The 14206-nt window shown below is 41.6% G+C and carries 7 protein-coding genes; all 7 read right to left on the bottom strand.

Annotated elements, in window-relative coordinates; genetic code table 11:
• Positions 1-25: 25 nt before the first annotated feature.
• Positions 26-1450 (bottom strand): fasciclin domain-containing protein, encoded by a 1425-nt coding sequence (locus tag ACTJKC_RS03080; protein WP_440790180.1) that lies wholly within the window; start codon positions 1448-1450, stop codon positions 26-28.
• Positions 1451-1541: 91 nt separating this feature from the next.
• Positions 1542-3389: a fasciclin domain-containing protein gene (locus ACTJKC_RS03075; protein ID WP_440790179.1), complete on the bottom strand. Its 1848-nt coding sequence runs from the start codon at positions 3387-3389 to the stop codon at positions 1542-1544.
• Between the two features lie 8 nt (positions 3390-3397).
• The gene (locus ACTJKC_RS03070) at positions 3398-4870 is read right to left on the bottom strand and encodes a RagB/SusD family nutrient uptake outer membrane protein (protein ID WP_440790177.1); all 1473 of its coding nucleotides are present in this window, start codon (positions 4868-4870) and stop codon (positions 3398-3400) included.
• Between the two features lie 11 nt (positions 4871-4881).
• Positions 4882-8133, bottom strand: coding sequence for a SusC/RagA family TonB-linked outer membrane protein (locus tag ACTJKC_RS03065; protein WP_440790175.1), 3252 nt, complete (start codon positions 8131-8133; stop codon positions 4882-4884).
• A 6-nt stretch (positions 8134-8139) separates the two neighbouring features.
• Positions 8140-10362 carry a fasciclin domain-containing protein gene (locus ACTJKC_RS03060; RefSeq protein ID WP_440790173.1) on the bottom strand — a complete coding sequence of 741 codons (2223 nt, stop codon included), beginning with the start codon at positions 10360-10362 and terminating at the stop codon, positions 8140-8142.
• Positions 10363-10748: 386 nt separating this feature from the next.
• Positions 10749-13520: a glycosyl hydrolase gene (locus ACTJKC_RS03055; protein ID WP_440790171.1), complete on the bottom strand. Its 2772-nt coding sequence runs from the start codon at positions 13518-13520 to the stop codon at positions 10749-10751.
• Between the two features lie 4 nt (positions 13521-13524).
• Positions 13525-13833 (bottom strand): L-rhamnose mutarotase, encoded by a 309-nt coding sequence (rhaM, locus tag ACTJKC_RS03050; protein ID WP_055906177.1) that lies wholly within the window; start codon positions 13831-13833, stop codon positions 13525-13527.
• Positions 13834-14206 lie beyond the last annotated feature (373 nt).

Raw genomic sequence — 14206 nt, 5'->3', positions numbered from 1 at the left:
TCTTTTTTTGAGTCAGATTACTTATTTAAGGAAGAATGGGTTCAAATCGCAGGTAATCTAAAATAAGCGTATTTTGGTCTTTAGATGTGGTATTCGCTGCCGTTAAGCGTAACTGTAATTGCCCGTATTGTTGTGGCGTGTAATCGCCAAGGTAAACCTCTGCGTAATTTAAAGGCGTTACCGTTTGTGTGGCAAATAAGTCGAAAACCAAAGTGGCTGGGTTGTAAATAAAATATCTTTGGGTAAAATTGGCTACCTGGGCATCACCTTGCCCGCCTGATATGGCCCTTGCATATACTTTGTATTTAACCGAAGCAACGGTTGAGAGGTACTGAACATAATATTCGGCAACGCCATGGTTATACACCTCAATATCTCTATAAGGAATGCCCTTATCATCCAGCTTTAACCGGTACAGTGTATTGCCTGTTCTATCCGATCTAAAGCTAAAGGGTAGTTCGCCTTCTATTTTAAAGGCTGGCACTTTATCTTTTGTTCGGAATGGTAATGCATTCATGACATAGACTATTCCATTACTGGCGCGGTACGATTTTACAATAGCCGATTTTTTGATGGGAATTTTAACACCCCTTGTCGAAATCAGGGTATCAGGTAATTTATCCAGCGTGTATAAACCTTTTGCCACCAGATCGCGCACCAGAATAAACGCTCCGCCATTTGGATAAAAAGGCTCTAAACGGTTGCGTTCGGTAGTGAATGTGGCATCCTGTAGCATAAAAAAGGTGTACTGCTGGTTCTCTGTCCTTAAATCGGCAACACTGTTCCAATAGGCATTTCTTGATACCATTGGTGGGTTGGGTGCAAATATCGGATTGCCTAAAGCATTGTAACCAATAATGGTTGCATTGGCGGTATCGATAACCTGTACAGATAAATTGGCAATGTAATTGGTTTGGATGGATGCATCGGTACTGCCAAGCATAAAATCCCAAACATTTAGCTTGGTTGGAACCGCTTTATCGATTACATACAAAGCACCGTTCTTTACAAAAGCAGGTTTACCTACAATAGCCGCTTCTTCGAAGGTAGAACCTACCATGGTAGCGTATTTTTTATTTTGAAGCAATACTTTAATGGTATCAGTAGGCCCCTTAGGTGCAGCGGTAGCAGTTAAGCCTATGTGGTTGGCCACAAAATCTTTTAGTTTAACAGGATCGCTGATAATGGCAGCATCAAGCGTTGCCAATGCATCATTTGTAGGCGCCCATACCGTATAGGTTTGCGATGAGGTAAGCAGTTTATCGTAACCGGTACTCCTCACGTATCCGGCAAACTTACTTAAGTCGGGCTGAGCAGCAATTTTTTGCAACAGATCGGTGGTATTGTCCACATTTACTATTTCTGCATGTTCTTCCAACGCATTTTTACATCCTCCCAGCCAAAGCACTGCTCCCAGTAATAATATGGTATGTAATATATATTTTTTCATTTCTATTCTTTTATTCCCCTTTTACAGGTGTATTTTTTTGCTGTAAAATGAGGTTGCACCACTGTTTGTGGCACAGCCTCCTATTTAATGATTAGGGTTTTTGAAAAATCAGACCGTCTTTACCCGGCGAAAACCTTGGATAGTTCTGGTCGTCGTTTTCCGGTATAAACTGGATCATATCCAGCCAGGTACCTCCTGACCCTGTACCGGAGGCCTCGGTACCACCTACCATGGTTAACCTGATCCAGTGTCTGTCAGTTGTGGTAATATTTACTGTTCCTGCCAAACGGGCTACGGCACTTCCCCAGTTATTTTTAACCGCAGGCTGGATTAAACCCAGATTGCCGTTTTTATCTTTATCGTTAGTAGTGGCCAGATAGCGTTTAAAACCCTGTGCTAACATTAATGGATCAGAACTTGGTAAGGCCGCACCTGCATCAGTCATTCCGGAAGAAGTAAGCGATTGCCTGAAATCTACCAGATTGGGCAGTATCTGCGCATCGGGGGTGCCAATATCCATCCCTACCTGGCAAAGCGGCGATGAACCGTTATAGCTGTAACAAACCCAAACTTTATACTTACCTTTTACCAGCATGGGCGTTTTTAACTCTACCCATATTGCCCGGTTTGCATTGGTTAAGCCTAACGACAATACTAATTTATCATCATAAGCCACTCTTCTGGTCTGCCCGAAAACAGATACTGCGTAATCATAGTATTGAGGTAAGGTGGCTTTAGCAGGGTTATTTACCCTTAATCCGGCTAATGTACTGGCACCATTGGCAAATAAGGGTATTGTACCGCTTGTTGCACCGTTACGGCCGCGCCAGATCGGGTTAGCTTTGAGTTCTGGCTGGTCGCACACATCAAAAAATACTGCCGTTGGGTAGCGTACCTTAATGGCATATAAGTTTTTAGTTTCATGGAGTACACCGTTAGCGGTTGTGATGTTGCTAAAGGTTCTGTTTACTTCTACCCCGGGTTCTAACACACCGTTAAACTCATCGTCGTTAAGTAAAATTTTCTGATTAATGTATTTGGTTGTAACTACTTCTTTTGGGGCTAAAGTATTAATGGTGGTTGATGAAATGATATCTGGTGTATAGGTGGCCCCGGCCGAAAGGTGATAAGCAATGTATAACCATAAACTATCGTTATGGTTTTTCGGGTCGCCCGTTTTAGAAAATTTAGCCTTAAACGCCTCATAACTGGAGTAACCCGCTTTTACCAGAGCAGAATCGGATTCGATAATGGCGGTTTGAAGGCGACGGGTGGTATCTTTTACGGCCGATGAAGCCACATTTAACGAATCGTAGAAACCGGTTTCTTTTAAAGCCTGCGTAAAATATTTATACCGGCCGCTTGCCTCAATGGTTTGAGCGGTTGTTAATGTTGCCGGAATCAAAACATGATCAATTACATGAACAATTCCATTACCCAGCCTTACATTGGATTGGCTTATTTTGGCCTGTTTGTTTACAATATAGCTACTTACACCGCCATCGTTTATGGCACCTGTTTGCAGGTACTGGCCATATAAGGTAATTTGTGGCAATTTCCCATCTGTAAAACGATTGGTTGCAACTGTATCTGGCAGTAAATGGAATTTAACCATATCCTTCGATTGCTCAACAGTTAAATCGGATACATTTGCTTTGCCAATGCCTTTAAGCCAGGCGGTAACCGCATCATTGGTGGGGGTAAATAAAGTGTACCTGCCATAAGCACCCAAATATCCCGCCGTGCCCGAGCGTTCTACAATCTGCCTCATCATCGAGAACTTATCGGGGTATTTATCCAGATAGCCGGTAATGTTTACATCATCTGTGGTGGCTAAGGTGTACGATTCTCTTTTACATGCATTTACAAATATAAAAGCAATAACGCCTATCACCATCAAAACGGCGAAGCTGCGTACATTCGGATTATTTTTCATCATGCTAAAATTTATTTGGTGTAAAATGGATTTTGGACAAGTTTTGAATCGGCAAAAAGCTCGTTTTCGTTGATGGGTAAATAATGGCTGTTTACATCCCTGAATTTGGTTATAGCCGATTGTTGTACGGCAGGTGATACCGTTCTGGCAACCATCTCAAGCAATACGTTAATGCGTCTGTAATTTTCATGTTTGGCAATCCGCAGTAAATCGTACCAGCGTTTGCCTTCAAAAGCAAATTCGCGCGATCGCTCAGCTAAAATGTAATCGCATATGGCATCCTTGTCATTTTCGTCGGGGCTTTGTTCGGTTGTTTTAACGGCGTTTCTCTTTAACCTTAAATCTTTAATGAGGTTAATGGCCTGTGCTCCTCCCCCTGTATAAGCTAAAGCCTCGGCTTTTAGCATCCAGATATCGGATAAGCGGTAAGCCTGCCAGTTTACATAAGAAGGGTTTTCGGTACCATATTTAACAATGCTGTTATCGCCACTGTAAAATGCCGAAGCGCGGATATCATAAACGCGGTCGGGATCTACATCATCCGGAGTAAATATATCGGAGGTTAAAATGCCCGAAGCAATAAAGCGTTTTTTAGATTGTACAAGTAAGTTATAGAATACGTTGTTTACGGCGTTTTTATTCGAGAATTCGAAAATGGTTTCGGTTGAACTGCCATTGTAAAATACGTTGTTGTACCAGCCGGAAGCCGCCCCCTGAACGGCAAATTTCTGCGAATCCATGATTTTGTTGCATTCGGTAATGCAGCCGTTAAAGTTATCCATCCACAAATACACATCGGCCAATAAGGCATTAACCGTAAATTTTGTAATTCTTCCTTTATCTGATACGGTATTGCCATAAGTGTTTACCGCTCCGGCTTCAGCCTTTTTTAAATCGGCTACGATCTGGTTCAGAATATCGGCAGCAGGCGTTTTAGTAAGCTCCTGCAAATCGGTATCTTTTGATGAAGAAGTTAATTTTAAGGGTACATCCCTAAAATTCCTGACCAGATAGAAATACATCATGCTCCTGAGCGCAAGTGCCTCACTGATATAGGCATTTAGTTGTACGTCGGTTAAAGTTGGATCGGTTTCCTTTACCGCAGGCGCAAAATCCAGTACGGTATTGCAAAAGTTAATGGTGCGGTAAAAAGCGGCCCAGCTGGTTAAGGTATTGCCCGGAACAATATTGTTATCAAAAACATCCTTCTCTTCAATGGTTCCATTTGGTCCGGCATCGATCATATCGGCCCGTATTTCGCCGTATATAAATATATACTCGGTTAATGCTTTATCTGTAATATTTGGCGGAGAGGCCAGTAAAGATGCATAACAACCTGCAACCGCAGCCTGAATATCTTCTTTGGTTTTCCAAAAGCCCTGCCGCGTAATGCCATCCCGGGGTTGTAAATCCAACCATTTTTTACACGAGCTGCTCATGATCAGCATCACGATTATGCCTGTACTATATAAAATCTTTTTCATGGTGTTGCTGATTAAAAATTTGCGGTTAAACCAAGGGTGATTGTTTTGATCGGAGGCGTGGTAGAATTATCAACCACGGTAGAAAATGCTGTTAGTTTTACCGGGACTTCCGGATCCTGACCTGTGTATTTGGTAAAGGTTAAAATGTTCTCCACCATTAAATTGGCACTTAAACTTTTCATCCCCAGTCTTTTCATAAAGTTTTTACTAAAATCGTATTTCAGGGTTACACTACGCAAACGCAGGTAAGAACCATCTTCTACGTACCGGTCTGATCCTAAAAAGTTATATCCGGTAGCATATACAGCCCTGGGCATATCAGTTACATCGCCCTCAGCCCTCCAGCGTCTTAACACGGCTGTACTTTGGTTACTAAAACCATTCATATTGGTGGTGGTGATTTTTGTTCCGTTGATGATCTGATAACCGGTGCGGTAACTAAAGTTGGCACCAAAGCGGATGTTGCCGTTGATGGTAATTCCGGTGCCAAAGCCTCCGGTTAAGTTGGGATTACTGTTACCCAAATACACAATATCCTTATAGTCGATATTTCCGTCGTGGTTAATATCTTCGTACATGGCATCACCAGGCTGGAATACGTAATCGATAGACGGATATGCAAAACGCATATACACTTTTTGCCCATTGGGACCAACGATCTGGTTGCCGCTTTCATCCACTGCAATCGTTGAGTTCAGATCCTTGTAAACACCTTTGAACTTAAATCCGTAAAAAGAGCCAAACGGGTTGTTTTCCTGAATATAAACCTTAAACACATTGTTTGTGGTGATTTTTCCTTTGTTTTCGCGGGGATAAAGCGGGTCGATTTCGCGGATGATATTCTCGTTGTGGGAAATATTGAAACTGAAGTCCCATCTAAAATTTTTCTTTCTGATCAGTGTGGCATTCAGGTTAAATTCCCAGCCCTGGTTATCCATCGTACCCACATTCAGGTCTACCCCCGAATAACCATTATAGGTTGGGATGGCAATACCGGGATAAAATAAATCGGTTGTACGCTTGCGGTAGATATCAAAATCCATATTGATGGCATTTTTAAACATGTTTAGCGTAAGCCCGAGGTTGGATTGAGCTACTTTTTCCCACCTTAAATCTGATAATTCGAGATTGCTGGAATATACGCCAGACATGCCCAGGTAACTGAAACCATAATTCTGATAGGTATTTAAATAAGTATAATCGCCACGGGGTGCATTACCTACAATACCGTAACTGGCCCTGAAACTGAAATCATCAATGTATTTTTCAGTTCTTTTCATAAACGGCTCCCCTGAAATCCTCCAGCGAAGTGATGCTGAAGGAAATACGCCATAACGGTTATTCGGGCCAAACTTAGAGTTACCATCGCCCCTTATACCGGCATTAAAAATATAGCGGTCTAAAAATTTGTACTGCGCACTCAATAGCAAACCAACAGAGCGGCTTTGTGCATAAGATGAATAGGCAGATCCGGTTGCATTTGTACGTCCGTCAATAGATGGATCGGCGAGGTAAGATGATGCCGTGTTGGTGGCAAACATGCCCTGCCCTGTTCTACGGCTATCGTTACTATCGAACCTTGCAAAAGCGATCAGATCGTGTTTTTTGCCAAGTTCGGGCGTGTAAGCCAGGGTAATGTTAGAAGCCATGGTAAACCCATCGCCATCCACATCGCCCGTCGAATTTACAACAGCATCGGTAAATAGTTTACCTGTTGCAATTTGTGGCAAAAAGGTTTTGGTTTTAGAATTGTTAATGTCGACCTGAAAATTTGCATTTAACCTTAAACGCTCGGGAACAATCTGGTACTGTAAGGAGAATTTCGGAATTACCCTTTCGCCAAGCTGGTGGTTACTGGCTGCATTTGCCATAGCCAGGGGATTGTAAGTGCCCGGATAATTGCCCTGAGCGGTAGCCAGCGGACTGAAATAATTGGAGGTTAAATTACCGTATTCATCATACTCGTAAACCGATTGATTTGGCATTTTTTGATAGGCAATATCCCTAACCTTTGTGCTGTACAGATTTTCGTTATCGATGTGCGTGTACACAATATCGGCACTAAACCTGATTTTATTAGATACCTGGTAATCTAAATTTACACGGGCGCTTAAACGGCCTAAACTTGTACCACGGGTAGTACCCTCCTGGTTAAAATAATTTAGCGATGCCCTGTATTTGGCCTTTTCGCCCCCACCCGAAATGGAGAGGTTATGATCCTGAAGGTAGCCGATCCGGGTAATGGCTTTTAACCAATCGGTATTGTTGCTGTAATTAAAATAATTGTATGGATCGTTCGGGTCGTACTGAAATTCTTTGGCAAACTCTGAAGTAGAAAACTGTCGGCCAGCATTGTAAAACTCTTCTAAAACCAACGATGAATATTGGTTACCGTTAAGCATTGGTATAGGGCTTGGCTGTTTTGAATAAGAGCCTTTAAAATTATAAGAAATAGTAGGCGGCCCCATTGTTCCCCTTTTGGTATTGATCACTAAAACACCATTTGCTGCCCTCGAACCCCAAATAGCCGTAGCCGCAGCATCTTTTAACACACTGATGTCTTTAATATCTGAAGGGGCAATATTTAATAACTGTCCGTAATTGGTTTCATCAGAAGTTGCAAAGTTAAAATCAGATGGAATGGAAATATCGTAAGGCATACCATCCACTACGATCAAGGGATCTACCGCACCATTAATGGAAGAGGTACCACGGATCCGGATCTGCATCGGGGCACCGGGATCGCCACTGCTCGCTGCAATATCCAAACCTGCCAACCGGCCCTGCAAAGCCTGATCGATAGAGGCGGCCTGCATATCTTCCAGTTCTTTGGCATTAATGGTTCCTATAGCAGAAGTTTGATCCCGCTTATCGATATTCATCCCGCTGCCATTATCAGCCCTGGCTTTCGAAACAATCTGAACCTCATCCATCTGGTTATCTGAAGCTTCTAATTGAAAGTTAATGGTGGCCTTATCAATTGCAACAGGCGCAGTTGATTTATAGCCAATGTAAGAAACTGAAATCCGGTAGGTTTTATCGGCAACAGGCAAGGTATAGTTACCATCAATATCAGATGATACCCCTTTGATTACCCTGCGGTCTTTATCAACAATTACTACCGAAGCACCGATAATGGGCTGTTTATCTTTTTTATCAATAATCTTACCCCGCACGTAGTTAATTTGTTGTGCACCAGCAATAGCAGACGCAAATAAAAGGCACAGCAAGGCAAATAAACGTAAAGTATATTTTTTAGTCATATCGGTTTAGAATTGATATTTTAAGTAATTATTGATCTGATGAATTACTGTACGGTTTGATAATACATTGCTCCTGTCTGCCGGGTTTAAAAGCACGTTAGCTGTTCTGCCGACTACATCTCTAAGCGTTAAAGAAGAGGTGGTATTAATGGCAACGGTAATCTTAGCGGCATCACCACCGTCGTTTTTCATTAGGGTTTCAAACTGCCCGGTTTTTTGCCCGTCGCTTGCAATTGTATTTTTATTGATTATGTGGTAGAGGAGGAATTTACTCACCCTGGTTACATCCGAACCATCGGTTGGAGCAGTAGTTGGAATGCCTGTGGTTACGTTACCAGGTAAAATACCATCTTTTACAGCCTGCATGATGGCCGCATTGGTAGGGATAAAAACGGTATAGTTTACGCCCTCAACGGTTCCTTGTATTACACCAGTGGCTTTAGTGTAAATGATGTTATTGTTTAACAACTGAAAAAAGTAATAATATGGATCGGTAGTGAGTGTACCATATTTTTCGATGTGTTTGCCAATGTTCAGCACGGTATAGGTAAGTGCTTCTTTTCCGTAAACGGCTGCACCATTAACCGGTGAGGTGCTGATAGAATCGACTGGGATACTTTGTTTGGCAACGGCAACACTATCCTGTGTACCTGCCGAAATCAGTTTCCCGGCAGCATATTTAATATATTCGCCGTTCGAGGCTTCTAAAATTCCGGATCCGGTGCTAAAGTTGGGGATATCCCTATCGCCCAAAGCAATAATGTGGGTTTGCAAAATGCGTTTCAGTGCGACTAAATCGCCTCTAATCGGGGCTGATGCATAAAACGGATCGTAATTAAAACCCATTCTCCTAAGCGTTACGTCAGGAATCATCACCACCACATAACGCAATGTTGGTGTTTTTAAGGCAGGTATCAGCCCGAAATAAATTAAAGCCTGTTTCATCACACTGTAATCGGGATCAAGGTTTACATTGCCATAAACTGTAGAGAATACATTCGCATTCTGGGCCTTATTTATACCATATAAAAAGCCATTGCTCAGGGCCTGTTTATCTACCACATCGGCTACTACACGGGTTGTAAAATCGTTTAGGGCATTGGGCGTAGTGGCAAATTTGCTTGGCCAAACGGTAGTGGTAAACAAATGTGAATTCACAAAATCCTTAATTACATCGGGTGCCACTACATAAAGGTCGTTCAGGTTGTTTACGCCTTTTTTCTTCCAATATTTAAGCAATACATTTTGGGCATAAGTATTTACTGCAGCATTGGTAGGGGCAAAAATGCTGTACGAACCCTGTTGCGCATCATTTGCATCTACTTTTAAATAATTTTCGTTGTTTGGCGAGAAAGCCAGTAAAGTACTGTAGGTTTTGGCATAAACATTGGCCGCTTTACCACTCAGCACCTCGTAACGGTGAGAGATATCGGTGTTTAAAGAATAGGTAACAAACTTATCCAGTAAGCCTTTAAAAACACTGTAATCGGGCTTTTCGTTAATATACTGATCAATACTTTGAGGCGGGGTTAATACCTTGTCGATTACATGGATTACACCATTTTCGGCTACAATATTCTGTTGTCCGTCAATTAATCTTGCTGCACCTATATTGTTGCCATTGTAAGCAGTGTTTGGATAGAAGAAATTATAATCGGCAGCCGACAGACCATTGAATGTCATGTAAGGCGATAAAAAATAGGTAATATTCTTATTGTTAAAATCGGTTGCCAGATAAGAACCATTACGGTTTGCTGCAATAACCTTAATTGCATTTCCATTATTGTCTTTTCCGTCATAAACGAAATCGTAGTACACGCTTCTTCTTCTAAAGGCGCTGTTTTTGATAAATCCCTTAACAGAGAAAAAATCGCTCAAACGCTCCACCTTCTCCCCATCATAAATCATGGCGTAACGAACAATTCTGGAAGCAAGATCTACCGAAACTTCAGTTAAATTATTGTCTTTCAGATAAGTGGCAAATGCTTCGTCGGTGGGTGCAAAAACCGTCCACGAGCCTGCCGTACTCAGGGTTTCTTTGTAACCGGCTTTATCAATACAATCCAGAAATTTGGCAAAGTTCCCTTTTGCCTGAAGTTGCTGGTAAATTGGATCTCCCAAATTCTCCGGGCGACCATAAAAATCATCGAATTCTTTTTTCCGGCAACTGCTCAGAAAAAAAATAACTGTTAAAAAAACGATTAAAAATTTGGGTAAAATTTTACTCATAGCAATTCTATTGGGTGCGAACGCCCATTAGCTAAACTGCGATAACAATAGAAATCAGTAGCGGGATTGGTTAGAAAAGAATGGAGAAAAACGTAGATTTTTTATTGCATAGCGTTAGTTTAACGAAACGTTGTAGGTGTTGGTTTATTAGTTATTTGGTTAGTGAATTATTTCTTAAATATAAACAGGAGGTATAAAATTTCCATCCTGTACTATCCTGTCTTTTTCTTATAAAATATTATCATGAATGCTAAACAGAAGCCCAACGCATACTAAATCGATTAACGATGTTTAAAATTTATTTGTTAAATCTTTTTCGACTAATTATTCATACACATTTTAAAAAACAGATGTGATTTGTGCTATACATTTATGTTAGCGAAAATTTATTGATAAGGCATAATGGTAACCGGACCGATTAATCCTGAAGACATTACATTCCAGCTTGAAGCATCAAAATCCTTATAATTAATATTAACGAAATTGATTTCGTGGTAATTCCGCCATTGTATTTTTTTGATGTCCATATCGCGGATGCGGTTCGCCATCAAATTAACCACTTCAATTTTAATGGTATTATGACCTGCTTTTAAATATTTACCCACACGGGCCTGAAAAGGAATGCTCCATAAAATACCTACTTCCTGTCCATTGATCCACACCCTGGCACTTTCATCAACCTGGTTCAGGTTCAAAACATATTCTTTAGCGGTTTTTGAGCTTAAGTTAAAACCTGAAGTATAAACACCAGTACCTGAAAAGGCCTGTAGTTTAGGGTCGCTCAAAGTGGTCCAGCTGACCAGTTTAGCTAATTGCTGATCTGCAGGAAGCTCAGGTCCGCCCTCAGTAAAATGTAAATTCCAGGACTGGTTAAGATTGATGGTGTTCGCAGCTTTATTTAAATACACCCAGGGCGTATTGATTGTTCCATTACGCTCCACTTTTAAAAATAAACTCTCCCCCGATTTAAGCTGTACGCGAACCTTTTTATCGCGTAATGCCGCCACACCCACATTAGAACTTTGCGGGTCCATAATTAAAACCTTGCCTTCTACATTTAAGGAAAGTTCGGTATCGATATCTTTAGCGGTATGGTTTACCAGATAATAATATTTACCGGTTGTTGTTTTTCTTCTGATAAACTGAAGGCCGGTATCGGTTAAAGTTTCCCTGTTAATGGCTATCGAACTTAATGCTTTTTGTATATCGTTCGCTAATAAGATTAGGCCTGAGCCAATTTTAAATTGTTTAATTCCGTTAGGGCCATCGGTAAAAGTCAATTTAGCCAGGCTGGCTTTTAGCTGCGCCCTTCGGGCATCCAGATTGTTTAAACCCGGAACATCTTTAGGCAATGCCTGAAAAATAACTTTTGCGCCGTTGCTAGCCAGTTTGATCATCTGATCTAAAGTTTCCGGACTGATCATTTCGCACTGCGGAACGATGAGTACCTGATATGGCGCAGCTGCCGCGTTGGTACTGATTAATGCCTGGTTAACCGTTGATTGCTTTAACAACCGATCAGATGCGAAATCAAAAGAATAACCTGACTTAGAGAGTTCTTTTGATAATTTATAAAAAGCTGTCGGGTGTAACCATTCATCAACATCATGTACTTTCAAAGCCATATCCAAACCTTTGGCCTTATTCCATACATCATATATGGGCCAGTAGATTAAAAGTTCGTTATCTGGCTTTCCCGATTGAAGAATAGACTGGCAACGGGTGATATAATTGTTTAAACCCTGCGCCTGTGGCCATAAACTGTTGTTCGGGTTCATTTCTACCGAAGCATAAAACAACCATCCCGGCCAGGGCACATTTGTTGGCGAATTGGTAGTACCATGATAAAAAATATGGTTGATACCTGCCAAGAACAATTGCTCCGCTTCTGGTTTACATTGCGAAAATGAAGTTTTAAAATGTTCGGTTAGCCAGGTGAATGTTTCGGAGGATGCCAGTTTTTTACCGCCGGTATGTGCCGCAGAGGATGCAAATTTACTCATGATTGGGTCCGGATCTACGTTACGGATATCCGCTGCATCCCGACGAAGTCCCGGAATTGGAAAATAACTCGAACCAAAGGTTTCGGTTTCAGGAATATCTACCGCACCGTAAAGATCGAGCAGGTTGCCCGGCGAACCATGCGACTGGTTTTTGGTAGCCGATTTAAGCTGATGTGCCCAATTGGTCCAGTTTTGGGTGAAGTTATGCAGTAAAAGTTCATCCATGGTTTCGCGATAGTCGGATTTTAAACGGGCTATGTTTTCGTTTGTAGAATCTTTACCGGTTAATTCTTTAATATAACTGGCCAGGTCGTAACCTCTGTTTTTCTTAAATTCCTGAAAGAGGGTTGGCGTCCAGGTTGCGCCGTACACTTCATAACTGTCGTTGAAAAATGAGCGAATACCTTGTGGTTTGCCATTAAAAGCATCCGAAAATCTTTTCAGGTAAACATCAACTGCATTTTTATCGAGGTGATCTAAAGTAAAACCTTCTCCTCCCGGGGCAGCACGTTTAACCATTTGCCGTGTTTTACCTGCAAAAGCAGCATAAATATCCCAGCTGCCACTAATGGGTGACCAATTTAAAGATCCATCAGACTGAACTTTAGAAAGCAAATTGAGTACCTCACCATTATTACCGTAAGCGGTTAAAGCCTGTAACTGCGCGAAATCCTGTTTGGCTTCTTTAACCTTAATGGCTTCCGTCAACTTTTCGCCAGCTTTAAGCGTGTATTGCTGGGTAATTAGTTTGGTTGCAGCGTTTTCAGGTTTAATCTGCGGACCACCGAAGGGCCAGCCCGTGCCTGTGTTCATATCAACCCCCAGGCCTAAAGTATTGGCTTTATTTACCGTATGGTGTAATATACTCATCCACTCAGGAGACAAAAACTGGAGGTATTGTTTTTCAAAGCCTTTAGCTCCATAAATTGGGGTGATTTCTACTCCACCGAGACCAGCATCGGCATATTTCTTTAAAACAAGGTCTAAATTCTGTTCATCTACAGCATTCCCCATCCACCACCAGCGGGTCCAGGGTTTCATCTGCTTTTCGATAACCGGCCAGCTACCGGTATTTTTTACAGGCTTTTGTGCTTTGGCCAAACCAAAAGTTAGCGTGCTAAACAGCAGAACAGAACAGAATCGATGTAATTGCATATCGTTAATCTAAATGGAATACCATTTCTAAAGGGAATGTTTTTGGAGAATTATCGGCATTGGTTTCCATAATATCGGCCATGTATGCCCACCATTTCTGCACAATCTGCGTGCTGCCCAAATCTTGGGAGGAGCTGCCGTTTTGTTGTTGCACAGCAAAAAGGGTATTGGTTTCTTCATCTAAAAAAATAGAATAATCGCTGATCCCATTTTCTTTTAATAAAGTTGATAGCTCTGGCCAGATCTCATCGTGGCGCTTTTTATATTCTGTTTCAAAACCGGGTTTAAGTTTCATCTTAAATGCAATTTTCATGTGATCCATTTTATTATTTAAGGATTTTATTTCTTCCGTGGTTCGTGTCCCCACGAACCACCTGACAATTAATCTTTTAGTTTCGGTCTGTGGGGACACAGACCGAGGGAATTGACCCTGAGATTCTTCACTGCGTTCAGAATGACAAAGCTTATTGACGTGTTTCATGTCCGCACAAACCAGTATCTGTCATTCTGAGGCACGAAGAATCTCTAACCCATTGGCACTCAAACTGAGTCCTTCATCAGCCTTTAGTTTCTTCCGAGGTTCGGATACCCTCGAACCATTAATACTATTTTATACCCAAGAAGTAAGCCTCATCCGCCGTGGTTCGTATCCCCACGAACCATTAGTTAAATTTATTGTTCCGTTT

Origin of the sequence: Pedobacter sp. 22226, from assembly GCF_052045455.1 — a bacterium.
GTDB classification, from domain to species: Bacteria; Bacteroidota; Bacteroidia; order Sphingobacteriales; family Sphingobacteriaceae; genus Pedobacter; species Pedobacter jeongneungensis.
The sequence above is the reverse complement of the archived record's forward strand: the minus strand, read 5'-3'. Positions and strand labels throughout refer to the sequence as shown.